We start from the raw sequence: 18730 nt of genomic DNA on the forward strand, positions 1-18730 counted from the left end.
TACGTCCCATTATTGGGCGCGTGAGATTGGCAAGCTCGGTCACGAGGCGCGTCTAATCCCACCTGTTTACGTTAAGCCGTTTGTGAAGCGTCAAAAGAACGATGCAAATGACGCAGAAGCGATCGCGGAGGCGGCATCGCGCCCGACCATGCGCTACGTCTCGGTTAAAAGCGCAGAACAACAGGCGCAGGGCATGGTCTTTCGAACACGCGATTTATGTGTCCGCCAACGCTCCCAGTTGGTAAACGCTTTGCGGGGTCATTTAGCAGAATACGGTGTCGTCGTCGCTCAAGGGATGGTTCAGTTTAGACGCATGATAACCAGCTTTGATGAAGTTGCGCCTGACCTGCCGACTGCAATCTTAGGCCTTTGCCAAGCATACATCGATCAGATCGCTCTTTTTGACGAACGGATTATGGCGCTGGACCACGAGATCAAAGGCCGCGCAAAAACAGATGAAGCACCATCACGGCTTATGACGATCCCCGGAGTTGGGCCTATGTGTGCTACGACCATTCAGGCCTTTGCGCCACCAATGGAAGAATTTTCTAATGGGCGTGAGTTTGCAGCCCGGGTCGCGGGCTTGTACCAAGGCAGAAGTCGACCGGTGGGCGACAAATCCTGGGTAGAACCTCAAAAATGGGGCAGCGCGATATAAGGCGGTTGCTGATCACAGGCGCGTCGTGCGAATGCACGCCTCTGGCGTGATGGCCGTCATCCGTTGGACCATCCGGAAAGGCCCACCACCTGGATCATGGCTTGCCAAGATGCTGGCGCGCAAGCCTCGTATGCTGGTGGCGACTGCATTGGCAAACAAGCTTGCCCGTACTGTTTGGGCGTTAATAACCACAAAAGAGAACGATCGAATTCCACCGCTGGCTGCATAAGCTTTGCACCATGCGTTGGAGTAAACCGGCAATGTGAGAAGGGCGAAGGAGAGTAAGGAACAACGGTCATAAGACGGGGTTGGGAAAACCAGATAGAAGCCAGGAGCTTTGTGCTCGCATCAACGATTTGGACCCATCCACGGACACCATACAGGCCAGCGGCGTGTGAAAGCTGCATATATAGGCCGGACACACGACTGCACTGATCACATGTTCTGAGCAATCTGAAAAACTTCTTGCATTGAAAGGGGCATCCACACACGGGTTCTATAACCCACAAAGGTGGCATTCATCCCTTAGTGGCAAAAGCCCCTTTGGCTTTCGAGAGACGGGCTGCCCAACATGACCTCAGAGACCAGAACTCTCGGGGGGCAAGGCCAGTGCCAACGCTAGCGCAGATTATTCGTTGCTATCCCGGGTAAGGATAAAAGAGGTGTTCGGAATTGCGGCACTTGCTAATTGATAACACGGACTCAAAAGCTAAGTGGGGCCGCGAATGGAAGGATAAGTTGTAATATTTGTAAATAAATACTGGAAAAATTACAAATAACGGGCAAAATCTAGTTATTAAATTACAAATATTTACATGTTGTTGACGTAAGGGTGCAATGAGGTTGATGCTTTGGGGGTGTCGCTTGGAGGAGGTCACGGCTCTGCCAAAGCGAGGGGGGGTATGACTTTCCCGCGCCGGCCTCACCCAAGGCCGTCAGGTGCAACATCATAGGGAAAGATCATGAGCGATTACATTCTGTCCAACGAGACACGCGACAAATTACGCAAGGTGTCCACGGCTTCTGTGGCAACGGCGCTTTATAAACGCGGCCTGCGCAACCAGTTTGTGCAGGGTGTGACGCCTGTCGAGCGCAAGGCGGTCACAATGGTCGGTCAGGCCTTTACATTGCGCTATATACTGGCGCGTGAAGACCGCAATCCGATTACCGTATTTCGTGATCGCCAACACAAACAGCGCGTCGCCGTTGAGACTTGCCCTGAGGGTCACGTGTTGGTCATGGATGCGCGCAAGGACCGTCGTGCCGCCACTGCCGGTTCGATCCTAATCACCCGGTTGCAAATGCGCGGCGCTGCGGGCGTGGTCTCGGACGGGGGGGTGCGCGATGCTGCGGGAATTGGTGCGCTCGACATGCCTGCCTATTTCGCTTGCCCTTCGGCGCCGACGAACCTGACGCTGCATGAGGCCATCGACATCAATGTGCCAATCTCTTGCGGTGATGCGGCTGTGTTTCCCGGCGACGTGATGCTGGGAGATGGTGACGGGGTTATGGTGATCCCCGCGCATTTGGCCGATGAGATTGCAGATGAGTGCACCGAGATGGAATCCTATGAGGATTTTGTCTTGGAACAGGTCAACAGCGGTGCTGGAATTATCGGGCTTTACCCGGGCACCGAAGAAGAAAATCTTGAGAAATTTGCCGCATGGCGCGCAGAGACGGGGCGCTGAAATGACATTTATCCCCCACGGAGACCACCTGATTGCCGGTAAGCGCATCGGCACTGGGGACAAGTTCTCTTCTTCGCCGTCCATAGGCAGCGGTTTCGATTTCTCGGTCGGCTCACCCGATTTGGTAGCCGAGGCCTGTGCCGCGGCGGCTGCGGCGTTCCCCGGCTTTGCTGCCTCCTCTCGCGAAGAGCGTGCGGTGTTGCTGGAGACCATCGCTGATGAAATCGATGCCCGCGGCGATCAGATCACCGAGGTTGGCACCGCCGAAACCGGATTGCCCGCCGCGCGCCTCGAAGGTGAGCGCGGTCGTACCACCGGCCAGCTGCGGCTCTTTGCGGCGCATATCCGCGATGGTGACTATCTCGACCGCCGTCACGACAAGGCGCTTCCTGATCGCCAGCCGCTGCCGCGCCCCGATCTGCGGATGATGCAGCGCCCGGTGGGTCCGGTTGCTGTGTTTGGCGCCTCAAACTTCCCGCTGGCATTCTCTACCGCCGGCGGCGATACCGCTGCTGCTTTGGCGGCGGGCTGCCCTGTTGTGGTCAAGAGCCACAGAGCGCACCCAGGCACCGGCGAGGTCGTTGCCGACGCCATCGTGGCCGCGCTCGACAAGCTTGGCATGGACGGCGGTATCTTCAGCTTCGTTCAGGGCGGGAGCCGCGCCGTAGGTGAGGCACTTGTGACCGATCCCCGGATCAAAGCGGTGGGTTTCACCGGCAGTCTCGGCGGCGGGCGCGCGCTCTTTAACCTCTGCGCCGCACGGCCCGAGCCGATCCCTTTCTTTGGTGAGCTGGGCAGTGTCAACCCTATGTTCATACTGCCCGCGGCAGCAAGCGCACGCGCGGACGAGTTGGGCGCGGGCTGGGCCAGCAGCCTGACCATGGGGGCGGGGCAGTTCTGTACCAATCCGGGCATCGCCATTGTGGTCGACGGGCCGGAGGCGGACGCCTTCACGGCCGCCGCCCGCGAAGGGTTGAAAGCAGTGGCGGCACAAACCATGCTGACCGATGGTATGGCCGAGGCGTACCGCGATGGCACACGGCGGGTGTCGGAAGGCGAGGGCGTGAAGTCGCTGCTGGTTTCCGCCTGCGAGGGCCGTTCGGCTGCGCCTTACCTGTTCGAAGTGTCGGGCGACGACTGGCTGGCCAATGAGGCGCTTTCAGAAGAGGTCTTTGGCCCCTTGGGTCTGGTGATCCGGGCCAAGGATTTAGCCCAGATGATGGTCTTGGCAGAGAGCTTCAGGGGCCAGTTGACCGCAACATTGCAGATGGACGACGGCGATATCGATCTGGCGCGCCAGCTTTTGCCGACGCTGGAGCGGATGGCCGGGCGGGTGCTGGCCAATGGCTTCCCCACCGGTGTCGAAGTTTGTGAGGCGATGGTGCACGGCGGGCCGTATCCGGCATCGACCAACTTTGGCGCCACCTCGGTCGGCACGCTGTCGATTCGCCGGTTCCTGCGCCCGGTTTGCTACCAGAACTTGCCTGAGGCGCTGCTTCCAGCGGATCTTGCGCAGATTTGACCTGCCCTTGCTGGCCCGCTGCCATCTGAGCGGGCGGGCCAGCAGTCCCCGGCTGTCGGGTAAGCCACCGACAAGTTTGCACATTCTGCCAGGTGGATCAGTTGGATTCAGGAATGAGTTGTTAAAAGTTGTAACATTGCGGATGATTTTTTTTGCTAAAAACGGCTAAAAAGACCGTACATGGGCAGTATTTTTCATTGATTTGTAAATATTAATACAGTGGTTTTCCCGGAGGTTCCCAAAGGTCTGCACGGCCCCAGTGTCGGCGCCAAAGGCGGGCCCCGCTTTTCGATCCCATTGCATGGCAAAACCAATTGCGCTGGCCATAGATCCAGATGCTGTCAGCCTATTCGACACGCCATGCTTATCTAAAAGACACACTTTGAAGGAGGAGCAGATTCATGATTTCCAAAGGTATAAAGACGACTCTCGGTGCGGCGCTCGGCGCTGTGATTTTCGGCACTTCGGTGGCCGCAGCGGATTTTCCGACCCGCGACATCCGTTTGATCGTGCCATGGCCGGCCGGTGGCGGGGCTGACGCAATCTTGCGCAAGATCAGCAATATCGCCGAGCAGGACCTGCCGAAATCCATTTATGTGGAAAACATCGCAGGTGCAGTCACCGCCACTGGTCTGATCCAGATGAGCAATGCGCGCCCCGATGGTCACACGGTTGCTGTGATGACCTATGACAGCACCATCACCCTACCACGCGGCGGATTGGTTCCGGGCTATTCGCTGGACAACATGAAGCTGATCGCGCGTATCACCACCGAAGCCGATGCGATCGTCGTTTCCAAGCACTCGGCATCGAGAGCTATGAGGATCTGATCGCCCGCGCCAAGGAAAACCCCGGTGAGGTGCGTATTGGTGTGGCCCCCAAAGGCTCCGGTCCCTATCTCTCGGTGGTGCAGCTGGAAAAACTGCTCGACGTTGATTTCAACGTTATCACCTATGCGGGTTCGTCCAGTGCCGAAGCCGAAGCTCTGCTCTCGGGTGAACTTGACGCGGCAATTTCGAGCTTGGGTGATTTCAGCGGCTTGCTGTCTTTGGGTGATGCAAAAGGCGTTGTCGAGCTGGCCTCGGTGCAAAACGCGACCTATACCGACGTGCCAACATTGAAGTCCAAGGGGCATGACCTGCAGACTGGCAGCTTCATCGTACTTGCGCCCCCTGCCAATACGCCCGATGACGCGGTCGAGACGCTGGAAGCTACCTTCAAGGCGGCCTATGACACCGCAGAATTCCAGGACTGGCTGGCACAGGTTGGCGTGACCGCAGACTGGTTGGGATCCGACGAGGTTGTGACCTGGGTCGATGGTCTGCAGTCCAAGACTTTCGCGCTGATGGACGAACTGGGTCTGTAAGCGCCCCTCTCGCAAGCCCCCGATCAGCGGATCAGGGGGCTTGCCTTTAAGATCTGCAAGAGGCGGAGAGATCAATGCCCCGGACATCCGTAGGCAACATTCGCTTGCAGCCCGGCGCAGCCAAAGTTTTACGCTGCAATTTCCACCACCTCCAACCCGGGAGAAGAAGATGTACTTTAACAGGCAGCTGGTTTTTCTTTATATCATTCTGGCCGTGTCTTGCGGTTATCTCGCATCGTCACAGAGCTTGGGTTCTCCCATCGTTGATGGAGGCCTGACACCGGCGTTCTTCCCTATGCTTGTGGGCTGTGCCGCGATCCTTTTTGCGAGCATGCTGATCGTCCAGAAATTGCGCACCGTGCAGGAAGAGGTACCTGCCACAGCGCCGCGCACCTACATCCATCTCTGGGTCGTGGTCGCGATCTTTTTCTATGTCCTGGCGTTCAAGCCGCTGGGGTATTTCTTGTCTTCGGGGCTTTTTGTTTTTGCACTGATCGTGCTGTTTTCGTCCTTTGAGAAACTGCCCGTCAAGGCCGCGCTCGCGGCTGTGGTTACCGGCGTCGCCTATATTATGTTCCAGCAATTATTCGGGGTCAGACTCCCGACGCTTTGGGGGTAAACCATGGATTTTATTATTCAAGTATTCAGCAGCTTCTCTTTGCTGCTTGATCCGTTCAACATGACCTATGTGGTTATGGGTTTCTTGATCGGCACCATCTTTGCGGCGATTCCCGGCCTGACTGCGACATTGGCGATGGCGCTTCTTTTGCCGCTCACCTATTCACTTAACGTCGAGACGGCGCTGATGGCCTATGCCAGCATCTATATGGCTGGCATGTGCGGCGGGTCGATCACGGCCACAACGATCAACATCCCCGGCGCGCCGTCGTCGATGATGACCGCGCTTGACGGCTATCCGATGCAGAAGCAAGGCAAGGGCGCTCAGGCGTTGGGGCATGCGGCGCTGGGATCGATGTTTGGCGGTGCAGTTGGCGCGCTGTTGCTGATCGCCGTGGCACCGTTCGTGGCCGAGCTGTCGCTGCTGGTAAAGACCACGGGCAAGTTCTCACTTCTGGCTTTTGCGATTGTCGTCGTGGTTATCGCGCAGCGGGGCCGTATTCCGCAGGCAGGGCTGGCGGCCTGTATCGGGCTGATGCTGGCAACGGTCGGGCTAGACGCGATGGAGCCGGTGACGCGCTTTACCTATGGCTATTCCAACCTGACCGCCGGGATTGACCTGATGCCGGTGATCATCGGCACCTTTGCCATTGCCGAGGTGCTTAGTCAGGCGCATTCGCACACCGATCTCAGCGCGATTACTGCGGCGGCCGACAAGGTCAGCTATGTGGCAACCTACTCGACGTTCCAGATGTTCATGGCGCTTGCCATGGGGGTTCTTGCCTTTTATCTGCGGCGCAATGGCTTTCCGGTGATTACCATGCTTTTGGGCTATATCCTCGGGCCTAATCTAGAGGAGTTCCTGCGACGCTCTCTGGCATTGTCGAACGGTGATCCGACGACCTTCTTTACCAATCCCGACAGCTTGTTCTTTGTGCTGCTGACGCTGGTCTTCGTCTACTTTCTGGTGATCCGAAAACCGGCAGAGATACCTGCAGTTGGCAAGGCCAAGTAAGCTGATGTTTATGGCCGCCCCTTCCCGAAGGGGCGGCCTTGCATTTTGTAAAGCTGTGCGTGTTTGCGGCTGTATTTCAGGGGGGGCTATTCTTTGATATGTTGGCACGCGTCGTCAGGTTGTAAATGCCCTTAGGCCTTTGAACGACAGACCGGAACGCAAGCGTGGCAAGACCGTTCAAGTCTGACAGCATAGGTGCCGATCCCGTTGTCTGTTGGGGCTTAGGTGAATGCCGCTTCTGCGAATAAGCGCATCTCGTCCATGGCCTCTTCTGTCTCGAACGCCCCGTTTCCGTTGAAAACAAGTCTTAGGGCGCCGATGTTTGTGCGCGCCTTCAGAGTTGCGATTTGCATGGTGCAATCGTCAGGGGTTCCCACGATCGCCTGCGTTTCGCGAAACCTATGCAGATCTGGCGGACCGATGCGGCGTGGGTCCCGACCTGCGCGCCGGGCGGCGTCTATTCTGCGTTGATAGAGCGCGGCGTATCGGTTCTTTAACAGGCGCTCTGCCTGCGGGCGGGTTCGGGCGACAAACATGAAACGTGACAAGGAAGAGCAGGGCATGCAGTCTTTGAGCCCTTCGTCAGCAATAATCCGGCGGTAGATTGCGCATTGCGCAGCTTCGGGAGGCTCCAGACTAAGAAGCAGCGGAAGCGCGTTACGGGCGGCAAAGCCAATGGTTTCATCTGTTGATCCGCCGACATATATCGGAATTGGCTGATCCTTTAGCAGCGGGCCTACGGGGCCGTCAGAGGGGGGCCAGGACATGCCGGTCGTGATTGTGGCAGTGTCATAAAGCGCATTTGTCAGGATCGAGAAAGCCTCTTCGAAACGTATGCGGGTCTGGGATGGGTTGATACCCAACCGGGACAACGTATCGGGATGCGTCCCACGTCCGATGCCAAGATCAAAGCGCCCGTCGCTTTGCCAGTGCAACTGCGCAACCATCTCGGCAAGTAACAACGGATGATAGAGCGGCAATACCAAAAGGGATGTGCCAACCCGAAGGCGGCGGGTGCGCGCCAACACGGCCGAGGCCAGAAGCAGTGTCGACGGATAGGCCTGCGGTTCGGGCTGAAAGTGAAATTCGTTGAACCAGATCCCGCCAAAGCCCAGGTAATCCGCCAGTTCGCAGATCTCTATCAGCCTGTCATGTGGCAGATCTCGCCCGCCGCGCCCAAAGCCTGCGATGTCGATCCTCATAACGCGGCCAGCTCAAAAGGTGCGATGACAGGCGCATCGCGCAGCTGTCCGAATTCGGCCTCGACGCCATAGGACTGGCGGATCGTTTCCGCGGTCAACGTGCTGCGCCACGCGCCTTCGGCAAGCATCTTGCCACGGTGCAAAAGTGCGATCCGTGTGGCAAAACGTGCAGCAAGGGACAGGTCATGGATTGCGACCAATACGCCAATGCCGCGATCACGCACCTGATCGGCCAGAAGCCGCAGTGTGAAAAGCTGGTTGCCGATATCCAGCGCGCTTGTGGGTTCATCCAAAACGATCAGCGGCGTCTGCTGTGCCAAGGCCCGGGCCAGCATTACACGCTGCCTTTCGCCCCCGCTTAGTGCATCCATCGTTCGAAAAGCCAGATCGCCAAGCTGCAACTGATCCAGAACCTGTTCGACGATGGCGATATCACTGCGGGCGGGCCTTGACCCCATGTAAGGTGTGCGGCCCAGCAAACATGTGTCAAAAACGCTGACGGGAAACCCGTCGGGCGCACGCTGGGGCACATAGGCAATGTGGCGTGCGCGCTCGCGTGCGGGCAATGTCTTGATGTCACGCCCACCCAACCGGACCTTGCCTTGTACAAGGCGGGACTGGCCCAGCATCGCCCGGACCAACGTGGATTTTCCCGCCCCGTTCGGGCCGACAAGACCGACAATCTCACCCGGCACGATTGACAGTGAAACATCATCCAGCACGGCCCGGCCGTCGACCATTTGCCGCATGTTAAGTCCCTGCAATACAGTCATGCGAAGGTCTCCCGTTTACGAGAAATGATCAGATGTAAAAACACGGGCACCCCGACAAAAGCCACGACGATACCAACCGGAAACACTGTTGGACTAAACGCAAGCCGCCCGATGGTATCCGCGGCCAGTAGCATCGCGGCGCCACAGATTGCAGAGAATGGCAATAAAAAGCGGTGATCGCCTCCGATGATCATGCGCGCAAGATGTGGCCCGATCAGGCCGACAAAACCGATCACCCCGACAAAACTGATGACGGATGCTGCTGCAACCACCGACAGCAAAGTGACCGTCCCGCGAAGCCTGCGGACGTTCATCCCCAAGGATTGCGCAACGTCATCGCCCGCCATCGTCAAGGCATTCAATTGCCATGCCTTGCCCTGCATCACTGGCAGCACAACCATCAGCACAGCCGCGCACAGCCCGACCGCATCCCATTGCACGCCATTCAGGCTGCCGAAGGTCCAATGGACCACACGGGCCAGTTGTTCCTCGGTTGCGACAAACTGCACGGCGGCGGTCATGGCACTGAACAGATACATCAACGCGATGCCGGTGAGGATCATCGCCTGCGCCCCCATCCCGCGCCACCACGCCAGAGAAAAGACACAAACCGCACAAAGCAGGGCGAACCCAAAGGCCGAAAGCGGAACGAAATAGATGCCCGCAGATTGCAAACCAACGCCAAACATGATGGCGATAGAGGCGCCAAATCCCGCCGCCGAGGACACGCCGATGGTATAGGGGCTGACCAGCGGATTGCGGGTGATTGCCTGCATAAGAACACCCGAAACCGATAAAGCCGCCCCTGCGACAATCGCCATAACCACGCGCGGCAGCCGCAAGTACAAAAGGATGCGTGCGGATTGTTCGTCCGTGATCAGATCAAGCTGGCCGAAACTGGCTTGCTGGACAATCACCAGTGCAAGGGTGCCCATGGTTGTTTCGTTGATGCCTTGCACCGTAACCGCAGCAGCCGCCACAATCAGCAAGACAAGTGACATCGCCACCATTGCGCCACGGCGTTGACCCCATGCCATATACCGCGCTGCCAAAGCACCATCCGGCGTGGCGGTGCTGGATATCGCCGCCCCCTGTTCAGATATGGACCTCATGGGGTGTCCTGGAAGGCGCCCTGAAAGGTCATGCCGGGCTGATAGGGCAGGCCCTGAAAATCCTCGATCCACTGGCGCATTGCCTCTTCGGGATCGATATCGGCAAACAGGTCGGGATGTGCCCATTTGGCGATTTGAAGCGCCCCCGTGATCTTGGAAGAGCCACCCGCCAGATAATAGTTTATGACATGGATGTTTTGCGATTTTGCGGCCGGCGTTGACTGGATTTCCTCGCGACGGATCAGGTATTGGCAAATTGGTCCTCAGGGATCGCAGTGTAAGAGCCGGGTTCAAGCTTTACGATCATGGCAGGCGCTCTTTGTACGATTTCCTCTGGGTCAATCGTGAAAGCGTTCGGGTTGCCACGCGCCGCAGCTTCGTTTTCAATCACGATATCGCCAAACACATTCGCGCCGCCGCCCGCAGCGATCATATCGTGCCAGCCCGATCCTTGCGTAACGGTCACAAGCGGGCGCTTCTCTTCGAGGTACACGGGCACCGCTGGCACTCCCTGCAAGCGATCGGCCAAGAGTTTGTGATAGCCGGTATAATAATTGACAAGCCGTGCTGCCTGTTCCTCATGCCCGAACAGGCGGCTCATCAGTTCCACGTTCTCGACATGCTTGAGCGTATCCCAGGCGGTGATGACCATCACAGGGATTCCGAAAGGTTCCAGCTGCCGCGCGGCCTCTTCATAGACGCCATTGCGGGGAAGGATCACCAGATCAGGGTTCTTGGCGATAATCGCTTCGTAGTTCAAATCGTTCTGCCCTTGTCCGACGACGTTGTCTTGGGTGAACTGTGGCCAATAATCCGGGTCGCGAAAGGTGCTGGCACCGGTCCCGACAACCTGATCGATTGCACCAATGGCGCGGGCGAATTCAACGGAATAGCGATTGAAAATGACAGCCCGTTTGATGGGCAGGTCGACCTCTACCGAGCGGCCGACGTCGTCAATGATGGTTTCGGCAACAAGCGCCGAAGTGCTCGCCACCACGACAAATGCGGCGTACAGGATTGATTTGAAGAACATGGATCACCTCGATCGTGGGAAATGCCACAGGTGATCGAGGGTGCAGCCAGCCCAAGCGCTTGTCCGAACGGGACACCGCCCGGGAATTTTTGTTCAGCCATGACTACCCCCTGGCCGATCACCTCGTCGGCCTTTGCGTTTGTCATGGCAGGTCTCCTGGCTCACGGCTCAAATGTTTGATGATCCCTTCCCGGCATTGCGGCCAGTGGCATGATCTCAAACTCGCCGCCTACAGTTGCGAGGGCAGCCACAGACAGGGATAAATCCCGTCCTGCGTTCCCTTTTCATCCGCTGATGCGGAACCGTGATGCACCAAGAGGTTTCACACTTCCATACGAAAGCCAAGCGCAATCGTCGGCCGGTCTGATGGTGAGGACAGGTGTGTCGCGCGCTGCCATCAGCCGCACCGGGGGAATGCCGTCATATGCTATGTTATTTGAGCGCCGGAAAGTAATCGGTTGGCGAGATGCTGATTTTTTGCAAGTCTTCGCTCTCCTTGGTAAGCAGTACAACCTTTGGCCCAACCGGTCTGGCTGACCTTTCGGCGCTGACGGCTTGCCGGATTGCCATCACGCCCTGCTGCGTAGGGTCGTCAAAGGATGCGGCCAGAACATTCCCGTTCATCAGGCTTCGCAAAATCGTATGGCTGGTATAGGTCGACAGCAGCTTTGGCACATGTTGATTTTCATTTGCCGCAAGCAGGCCAATCACCGCCTCAATCGCCGGGGCGCTGCCGATCAGATAGTCGACATCCGGGTGCCGTTCCAATGCTGTCTGAACACTCATAAGCTGGCGCCGCAGCCCGGTATCCGCCGAGAAAACCCCGGTGATTGCCACTGAACTGTTTGTCAGCCCCCGTCGCAAACCAGCCTCGACGGGCGCGGTCCAGCCCGCGGCCCGCGGCCCCGATATCAGCACCGCCGTCTTAGGCCCCGTGCCCTTGGGGTGAAGCCCGCCCAGATAGCGGCCGATAACAAAGCCCATATCTTCCCAGTCTACCCCGATCTGCCCACTAAGCGCGTCAGAGTGCAGCTCGTTGACCAGACCGAAAACAGGCATGTCTTTTGCAGCACGCCTGACAGCTTGCAAAAGATCGGGGTGATCCGATGAGACCGCAGCGATCAGGATCGCATCGACACCACGCGCAACACATTGATCCAGCAGTTTGACCTGCTCGGCGTGCGCGTTATATCCGCCAGACTCATAAAGCAGCAGTTCGACGTTCTGGCGCGCTGCTTCCTGCTCCAGCCCGTAGCCGACGCTAAGCCAGTATTCATCCTTGAAATGCGGGACCAATACGCAAAACAGCCGCGCAGCTTGGGCCGGAGATGCCGCCAAAGGCGCGCCCCCGAATACCGAACAAATCATCGCAAGTGTGATTGAACACAGCGTTATGGCCCCGTAGAGTTTGGAAATGCGACAGGCAAGATTTGACACGCGACTGATCCAGATTCTTTCTGCTATGGCTGTGTTGGCCATTATGGTGGGTGTGGCGGCGATTGCGGTCAACCGCTATTCGGTGCGCCGTCAAAGCGATTTGATTGAAACCATTCTTCCCGCCATGCAGCTGGCCAGCCGAATAGGTGAGACAACCGAAGTTGTCAGCACACTTGCGACCGCCTTCGTCCATGCCGACACACCCGAAGACCTAAAGAAAGTCGCGTCAGCGCTGGGCTTGGCTGTTAGCAAGATCGAGGCGGGAGCGCGTGAACTTGAGGGTATTAATCCCCTGCCACCAGATAACACTTCGTCGGAGGCGGCCAAAATCGTCGAGCGCATGGCGCGGAACGGGCAAGAAGAGTTGCGTCTGTCAATCGCGATTGCAAGGGCAGGGGGGGAGCTTGGGCGCGTGGGCGACCAGCTTGATCGGTTGGTCGAGGCTGAAACCGATCTTGCGCGCCTGAAGATCACTGCAGGCATTGCCGGGATTTATGCGGGTCAGGAACCGGATCTGCGATCATCGCTTGATACGCTGGCCGATCGATATTTTTTTGCCTTTGAGCGCCTTGCCGAATTGGCACGTATGGTTGATACCATACGCCTGAAATTCCAACAGGTGCCGGACATTGTCACCGCGGATGAAGTGGCGCGTTTAACCTCTGAATTGGACGAACAGATCGAACTGGCTGCGGGCCGCATTACCTATTTGCCGACAGGGGCGGCACAACAAGAGGTCACTGCGCTTATTCAGACCTTTCGGGACGCTTTGGCGGTCGAAGGGCTGATAGATTTACAGCGTATGCGGATTGCGCTGCAAAATGCGATTGCAACCGACAGTGAGGATCTGCGCCTTGTGATCTCAAGCCTGTCGGATCGGGCAAGACAGGCGCGGGATGCGGTGCAGGCGACCGGGCTTGCGCATATGACCGAGGTGCAGAGGGTCTCGTCACAGATGACGGCGGCCTTGCTGGCGTGGGTCATTGCTGCGGTGATCGCAGGGGCTGTGCTCTGGCTTTATGCCCGCAAGCAATTGGTGGCGCGGCTTGCCAATCTGTCCGCCGCATTGTCGCGGTTGCAGGCGGTGATTACGGCGCGCCTGTTGTGATCAGTGGACAGGATGAAATCGGACGGATGGAAAAGGCGCTCAACATCCTGCGCCGCCGCGCAGAGGATGCCGACCGGTTGCGTGGCAATCTGGAAGAAGCCGTGATGGCGCGCACCGGTGACGTGGTCGCCGAGATGCAAGCGTCAGACGCCGCGCGTGCAAAAGCCGAGGCCGCCGACCGTAGCAAAACCGATTTTCTTGCACGCATGAGCCATGAGATCAGAACCCCGCTGAACGGCACGATTGGGATGCTGGATTTGCTGGTGGCTGAGGAACCAGACCCCGACCTTAAACAAAGGGCGCATGCCGCGCTTGCGTCGGCCCGCGCGCTGCTTGATATCACCAATGATATTCTGAATTACGCAGCCAGCGAAGACAGCAAAAACCCGGACAACGCCGTGCATTTCCACTTGCGGGAATTTGTCGGGCAATTGGGGCATCAGCTACAATCCCTCACGCTGCCGAAAAAGCTGGACGCGATTGTCGATCTTTCGGAAGGCGCGCCGATTGTCTTATATGGTGATGTTGTCAAGATCCGCCAAATCGTCGGCAATCTTATTTCCAACGCCGTCAAATACACCAAAAGCGGCACTGTTATGCTTAGCGTTGATCACGCCCTTGATGCACAAAACGGGAAGCCCGTGATCAGTTTTAGCGTCGCGGATACCGGTGTTGGCATGACGCAAAATGCGATTTCCTATGCCTTTGATGCCTATACCCGGGCCGATTCGGCCAAGCGTGCGGGCATCGAGGGCATTGGGCTTGGCCTTGCGATTTCGCGCAAGCTGACCGAGGCGCTGGGCGCGGCGCTGACTGTGGAAAGCGAGCCGGGGGTCGGCAGCAGGTTTACCCTGACGGTGCCGCTTGCGCTGGGCGACGCCGCCCTTGCAAGGGACGAGGCCGATGTGACCGGCGATGTTGCCCGCGACCTGAACGTGCTGGTGATAGATGATCATGCCGTCAACCTTATGGTTGCACGCGGATATCTTGAGCGGTTGGGTTGCCGCGTTCACCAAGCCGGAACAGGGGCCGCGGCACTTGAGGCAGCAGCGGAGCAACGCTTTGATCTGGTGTTGATCGACCTCGACCTGCCTGACATGCGTGGCGAAAAGGTTGCCGAGCTTTTGGGACAAAATCCTGATGCGCCGATGCTGATTGCGCTGACGGCCTATCTGGTGGAGGATACCGTGGAAAGCCGTGCAAGGCTGGGTGTCTCATATGTCTTGCAAAAGCCGATATCGCCCCGCGCCCTGGCTTCGGTGCTTGACGGTGTTTCATCGGGGGACCCCCGCGAACAGATGTCGGTTTTGGAAAGCCTGCGGGACGATATCTCGGACCTCGGGGCCGAAACTACGGGCATGATCGTGCGCGAATTTCTGGCGGCGCTGCCTGCAGATGTTGATATGGTTTTGACGGCATCCGGCAAGGCACAGCAAAAGGCGGCCCATAAGCTTAAGGGAGCGGCGGCCAATTTTCGGCTGGAGGCGCTTTGTGCAGCCCTTTTGCGTGTGGAAGCGGGGGCTGATGCAGAATCGCTTGACGCCGTAAAGCGACTTGCGGCCGAGGCTGCGCGCCTATTGCAAGCGGCGATGAAGGAGGCGGGTCTTCAGACCGTCGCAGGGTCCACGAAATGATAGCCCTGCCCGTGTTGCGTCAGGATCCACTCTGGATTGGCCGGGTCGCGCTCAAGCTTCTTGCGCAGGCGGCCGACAACGACATCTATCATCCGGTCGCTTGATCGCATCGCCGCGCGTCCGATCAGCTCCGAAAGGCGCGTTCGGCTTAATGTCTGACCGGGGTGATCGGCCAGTGCTGCCATGACGTCAAACTCTTGCGAGGTCAGATGCTCGGTGCGGGCCGCCGAGACCAGCCTGCGCCGGATGCGGTCAAAACACCAGGGGCCAAAGACCTCGACCGGTGGCGGGCCTTGGGGGGCCTGACCGATATCTGCGATCCGTGCCAGCAGGTTTTTTACCCGCGCTGCCAGTTCGCGCTTGTCAAACGGCTTGGTGACATAATCATCGGCACCCATCTCAAGCCCGACAATCTTGTCGATCTGATCATCCCGTGCGGTCAGCAGAATGATCCCGACACGCGACATCGTGCGCTGCTCACGCGTAATGGTAAGCCCGTCTTTGCCGTCAAGATTTATATCAATCAGCAAAAGCTCGGGCGGGTCTACTTGAATAACCGTTTCCATCGCCTCGGCATCCTCGGCTTCGCTGACGCGGTAGCCTTGCTCGCGCAAATAGGCCGCAAGGCGCATGCGCGTCGTGCGATCGTCTTCGACAATGAGTATGTGCTGGGCCATGGCCTCTGATTACATTTCTTTACATTTTAGGACAAGCCAATTTGCGCAAGCGCATGTTTGTGCAAGCCCCTTTAGAATAATGTGGTGGCAGATCGTTTATCCCAGGAGGAAAAATATGTCATTCACCCAACCAACCCGGCGCGCCTTCTTGCAGGGTGGTGCGGCCATGTTTGGCGCAAGCACCCTGATGGGCACAACGGCCATGGCCGCGCTTGATCCGAACTCCTTCAAGGACCGCATTTTCCACGCCTCGCACTTTGGCCCGTTTGAAGCGGTCGTGCGCGAAGGCAAGCTTATCGGGATCAATAGCATCACCGAGCTTGATGCACGCCCGACCGAGATGCTGAGCTATGGCGTCAAAGACCGCACCTATGATAAGTCCCGGATCAACTATCCGATGGTGCGCAAATCCTATCTTGAGGGCTGGGAAACCGGCGACACCAAGCCAGAGCTTCGTGGCAAGGAAGAATACGTCAAGGTTGATTGGGATACCGCATGGAGCCTTGCGGCCAAGGCACTGCTTGATACCGCGGCAAATCACGGCAACGAATCGATCTTCAGCTCGTCTTATGGTGGCTGGTCAAATGCCGGGACCTTCCGGCCCAACGTGCTTCAGGGCCGCTTGATCAACCTCATAGGCGGCTGCACAAATACGTCTGGTGACTGGTCTGCCGGTGCGTCACAGGTGTCCTTGCCCCATATCATCGGCGATATGGAGGTGTATTCCGCGCAATCTGCATGGGAAACCATCCGCGATGAAACCGATGTTTTTGTGCTGATCGGCTGTGATCCGATCAAGAACAACCGGATCGAGTTCCGCGTTGCCGACCACGGCATGTATGCGCATTGGGAAGAGATCCGCGATGCCGGTGTCAAATTTGTATCGCTTAACCCGCAGCGCACGGCGTCTGACGAATACCTGAATGCCGATTGGGTCAAGATTGTGCCCAATACCGATGTTGCGCTGTTCTGTGCCATGGCACAACACGTGCTTGAGATGGGTCTTAGGATCGTGCCTATATGGACAAATACACTGTCGGTGCCGACAAGTGGATTGCCTACCTCAAGGGTGAAGATGATGGTGTAGTTAAAACACCGGCCTGGGCCGCCGAGATTACCGGCATTGATGAGGCCAAGATCAAAGAACTGGCAGAGCTTTTTGCCACCTCCAACACCGAGTTTGCAGGTGCATGGTCGTTGCAACGCGCCCAACACGGCGAAATGACGCATTGGGCCATCATCAACTTTGCCGCCCTTACAGGCAAGATCGGCAAGCCGGGCTGCGGTGTTGGCTTTAGCTGGCATTACGGCAACGGCGGCATGCCAGCATCGGGTAAATCCTTGCCCGTTGGCATGTCCCAAGGGCGCAACTTTGTCAAAGGTGTCTGCCCTGCAAGCCGGATCACCGAAATGCTGGAAAACCCCGGCAAAGAGGTCTTTTACAACGGCAACACCCATACCTATCCGAATGTGAAGCTGATCTTTAACGCTGGCAACAACTTCATGAGCCACCAGCAGGATACCAACCGCCTGATCCGTGCGCTGGAAACCGTCGAGACCGTGATCAGCGTGGATATCTGGTGGACAGCGGCAACGCGCTGGTGTGACATCGTGATGCCCGCCGCATCGACGCTGGAACAAGATGACATCTCATCAGGGGGCACCTATTCCAACGACCGCGTCTATGCGATGAAGAAAGTTATCGAGCCGATCGGCGACAGTCTGCCTGACTATGAGATTTTCGAAGGGCTTGCCGATAAACTCGGGCTGTGGATGCAGTTTACCGAGGGTGAAGACAAGATGTATCACATCAAGCTGGCCTATGAGAAATCCAGCGCAGCCGCGCATACCCCGTTCGAAGAGTTCTGGGAAAAGGGCTATGCCCGCATGGCGGTGCCTGAAGCGGCCCGAAAATGGACACGCCACGGCGAATTCTATCAGGATCCCGAGGGCAACCCGCTGCACACCGCATCCGGCAAGATCGAGATGTTCTGCGAAGACTTTGCGAAACTTGAGATCGACGACATGCCCGGCATGCCGAAGTGGATGGAGAAACACGAATACCTTGGCAACGCCAAAGAAGGCCAGCTGCATGTGGTGTCTCCGCACCCTTGGTTCCGCCTGCACAGCCAGATGGACCAGTCCGAGACCCTGCGTGACCTCTACAAGATTCAGGGCCGCGAGCCGGTGCGGATCAACACCCAGGATGCCGCATCACGCGGGATCGAAGATGGTGATCTTGTTGAACTGTACAACGACCGTGGCACGGTAATCGCTGGCGCTGTTGTCAGTGACGATATCATGCCGGGCGTTGTTTCGCTCTATGAGGGCGCGTGGCCATCGCTGGACAGCAAGGGCCGTTGCAACTCTGGCTTGGTCAACTTCTTGACCTCGACACAAAGAAGCTCGGGTCTGGCACAGGCGACAACGGCCAATACAACCCTGTGCAGCATGCGTAAATGTGAGGATCCCGAGGGGCCAAACCAGGCTTATGAAAAGCCGCCGATCATCGACGATATGGAAATTGCCGCGATCGACGAAGACAAGCTTGGCCTTGACCGTCTCGAGGCGCTGACCGAAAGCCTCTATGCGGACATGGAACCGGGTGAGAAGATATTCTTTGAGCGCTGCACCGTTTGTCACGCGCCGCGCGAAGTGTCTCATTTCACACAGCAACAGTGGAAGGGCATCACCCCGTCGATGTTCCCGCGGGCTGGTCTGGAAGAAGATGAAGCAGCGCTTGTCATGGATTACCTGATGAAGAATGCTTCTGACGCGATGTAAGCACAAAACCACGCAGGAGGCCGGGCAATCGGCCTCCTGTATCTTGCCGCGCAGCCTTTCCCAAAACCTGATGCGGCGAAAATTTCAACCGGCGCGCCGTTCA

18 protein-coding genes and 1 riboswitch are annotated in these 18730 nt (G+C 57.6%); of the genes, 12 read left to right on the plus strand and 6 right to left on the minus strand.

Features of this window, described 5'->3' with window-relative positions; all coding sequences use genetic code 11:
* The 8 genes from AKU94_RS16875 to AKU94_RS16900 all read left to right on the plus strand — a co-directional run.
* Positions 1-658: IS110 family RNA-guided transposase (locus tag AKU94_RS16875; protein WP_157056594.1), on the plus strand; the 658-nt coding region annotated here is incomplete at its 5' end.
* Positions 622-708, plus strand: coding sequence for a hypothetical protein (locus AKU94_RS20950; RefSeq protein ID WP_408633656.1), 87 nt, complete (start codon positions 622-624; stop codon positions 706-708). The genes AKU94_RS16875 and AKU94_RS20950, both read left to right, overlap by 37 nt.
* Positions 709-1620: 912 nt before the next feature.
* Positions 1621-2346: a ribonuclease activity regulator RraA gene (locus tag AKU94_RS16880; RefSeq protein ID WP_050528430.1), complete on the plus strand. Its 726-nt coding sequence runs from the start codon at positions 1621-1623 to the stop codon at positions 2344-2346.
* Position 2347: 1 nt separating this feature from the next.
* Positions 2348-3868, plus strand: coding sequence for an aldehyde dehydrogenase (NADP(+)) (locus tag AKU94_RS16885; protein WP_050528431.1), 1521 nt, complete (start codon positions 2348-2350; stop codon positions 3866-3868).
* Positions 3869-4269: 401 nt separating this feature from the next.
* Positions 4270-4698 (plus strand): hypothetical protein, encoded by a 429-nt coding sequence (locus AKU94_RS20740; RefSeq protein ID WP_332307238.1) that lies wholly within the window; start codon positions 4270-4272, stop codon positions 4696-4698.
* Positions 4699-4727: 29 nt separating this feature from the next.
* Positions 4728-5234 (plus strand): tripartite tricarboxylate transporter substrate-binding protein, encoded by a 507-nt coding sequence (locus AKU94_RS20745; protein ID WP_332307239.1) that lies wholly within the window; start codon positions 4728-4730, stop codon positions 5232-5234.
* A gap of 40 nt (positions 5235-5274) precedes the next feature.
* Entirely contained in the window at positions 5275-5853 is a 579-nt protein-coding gene (locus AKU94_RS16895; RefSeq protein WP_232295799.1) for a tripartite tricarboxylate transporter TctB family protein, read from the plus strand.
* Positions 5854-5856: 3 nt separating this feature from the next.
* Positions 5857-6867: a tripartite tricarboxylate transporter permease gene (locus AKU94_RS16900; protein WP_050528433.1), complete on the plus strand. Its 1011-nt coding sequence runs from the start codon at positions 5857-5859 to the stop codon at positions 6865-6867.
* A 221-nt stretch (positions 6868-7088) separates the two neighbouring features.
* Here the strand turns inward: AKU94_RS16900 and AKU94_RS16905 are convergent, their stop codons facing one another.
* From AKU94_RS16905 to torT, 5 genes are all read right to left on the minus strand, one after another.
* Entirely contained in the window at positions 7089-8069 is a 981-nt protein-coding gene (locus AKU94_RS16905) for an LLM class flavin-dependent oxidoreductase (protein WP_050528434.1), read from the minus strand.
* Positions 8066-8842, minus strand: coding sequence for an ABC transporter ATP-binding protein (locus AKU94_RS16910; RefSeq protein ID WP_050528435.1), 777 nt, complete (start codon positions 8840-8842; stop codon positions 8066-8068). Before AKU94_RS16910 ends, AKU94_RS16905 begins: the two co-directional genes overlap by 4 nt.
* A complete protein-coding gene (locus tag AKU94_RS16915; protein ID WP_083445114.1) occupies positions 8839-9954 on the minus strand; it encodes a FecCD family ABC transporter permease in 1116 nt (371 codons plus the stop codon). The genes AKU94_RS16910 and AKU94_RS16915 overlap by 4 nt, the downstream gene beginning before the upstream one ends.
* Positions 9955-10195: 241 nt before the next feature.
* Positions 10196-10987 (minus strand): ABC transporter substrate-binding protein, encoded by a 792-nt coding sequence (locus AKU94_RS16920; protein ID WP_050528436.1) that lies wholly within the window; start codon positions 10985-10987, stop codon positions 10196-10198.
* A 129-nt stretch (positions 10988-11116) separates the two neighbouring features.
* A riboswitch (cobalamin riboswitch) is annotated at positions 11117-11309 on the minus strand.
* Between the two features lie 110 nt (positions 11310-11419).
* Positions 11420-12424, minus strand: a complete 1005-nt coding sequence (gene torT, locus AKU94_RS16925; RefSeq protein WP_050528437.1) for a TMAO reductase system periplasmic protein TorT — start codon at positions 12422-12424, stop codon at positions 11420-11422.
* A gap of 25 nt (positions 12425-12449) precedes the next feature.
* Between torT and AKU94_RS20570 the strand changes: the two genes are divergently transcribed.
* Positions 12450-13532 (plus strand): hypothetical protein, encoded by a 1083-nt coding sequence (locus AKU94_RS20570; RefSeq protein ID WP_232295800.1) that lies wholly within the window; start codon positions 12450-12452, stop codon positions 13530-13532.
* Positions 13529-15166 carry an ATP-binding protein gene (locus AKU94_RS20575; RefSeq protein WP_232295801.1) on the plus strand — a complete coding sequence of 546 codons (1638 nt, stop codon included), beginning with the start codon at positions 13529-13531 and terminating at the stop codon, positions 15164-15166. The genes AKU94_RS20570 and AKU94_RS20575 overlap by 4 nt, the downstream gene beginning before the upstream one ends.
* Here AKU94_RS20575 and AKU94_RS16935 read toward each other — a convergent pair.
* Positions 15139-15843 (minus strand): response regulator, encoded by a 705-nt coding sequence (locus AKU94_RS16935; RefSeq protein WP_050528438.1) that lies wholly within the window; start codon positions 15841-15843, stop codon positions 15139-15141. The two genes, AKU94_RS20575 and AKU94_RS16935, sit on opposite strands and share 28 nt — an antisense overlap.
* A 115-nt stretch (positions 15844-15958) precedes the next feature.
* Between AKU94_RS16935 and AKU94_RS20680 the strand changes: the two genes are divergently transcribed.
* The gene (locus tag AKU94_RS20680) at positions 15959-16930 is read left to right on the plus strand and encodes a molybdopterin-dependent oxidoreductase (RefSeq protein WP_269744977.1); all 972 of its coding nucleotides are present in this window, start codon (positions 15959-15961) and stop codon (positions 16928-16930) included.
* Entirely contained in the window at positions 16864-18627 is a 1764-nt protein-coding gene (locus AKU94_RS20685) for a molybdopterin-dependent oxidoreductase (RefSeq protein WP_269744978.1), read from the plus strand. Before AKU94_RS20680 ends, AKU94_RS20685 begins: the two co-directional genes overlap by 67 nt.
* Positions 18628-18730 lie beyond the last annotated feature (103 nt).

It is taken from the genome of Pseudorhodobacter aquimaris (genome assembly GCF_001202025.1).
Taxonomy (GTDB): Bacteria; Pseudomonadota; Alphaproteobacteria; order Rhodobacterales; family Rhodobacteraceae; genus Pseudorhodobacter; species Pseudorhodobacter aquimaris.

Coding starts and splice junctions, on each gene's coding strand:
- AKU94_RS16880 (WP_050528430.1), top strand. CDS start 1,621: ATGAGCGATTACATTCTGTCCAACGAGACACGCGACAAATTACGCAAG.
- AKU94_RS16885 (WP_050528431.1), top strand. CDS start 2,348: ATGACATTTATCCCCCACGGAGACCACCTGATTGCCGGTAAGCGCATC.
- AKU94_RS20740 (WP_332307238.1), top strand. CDS start 4,270: ATGATTTCCAAAGGTATAAAGACGACTCTCGGTGCGGCGCTCGGCGCT.
- AKU94_RS16900 (WP_050528433.1), top strand. CDS start 5,857: ATGGATTTTATTATTCAAGTATTCAGCAGCTTCTCTTTGCTGCTTGAT.
- AKU94_RS16905 (WP_050528434.1), bottom strand. CDS start 8,069: ATGAGGATCGACATCGCAGGCTTTGGGCGCGGCGGGCGAGATCTGCCA.
- AKU94_RS16910 (WP_050528435.1), bottom strand. CDS start 8,842: ATGACTGTATTGCAGGGACTTAACATGCGGCAAATGGTCGACGGCCGG.
- AKU94_RS16915 (WP_083445114.1), bottom strand. CDS start 9,954: ATGAGGTCCATATCTGAACAGGGGGCGGCGATATCCAGCACCGCCACG.
- AKU94_RS16920 (WP_050528436.1), bottom strand. CDS start 10,987: ATGTTCTTCAAATCAATCCTGTACGCCGCATTTGTCGTGGTGGCGAGC.
- AKU94_RS20570 (WP_232295800.1), top strand. CDS start 12,450: ATGGCTGTGTTGGCCATTATGGTGGGTGTGGCGGCGATTGCGGTCAAC.
- AKU94_RS16935 (WP_050528438.1), bottom strand. CDS start 15,843: ATGGCCCAGCACATACTCATTGTCGAAGACGATCGCACGACGCGCATG.
- AKU94_RS20680 (WP_269744977.1), top strand. CDS start 15,959: ATGTCATTCACCCAACCAACCCGGCGCGCCTTCTTGCAGGGTGGTGCG.
- AKU94_RS20685 (WP_269744978.1), top strand. CDS start 16,864: ATGGACAAATACACTGTCGGTGCCGACAAGTGGATTGCCTACCTCAAG.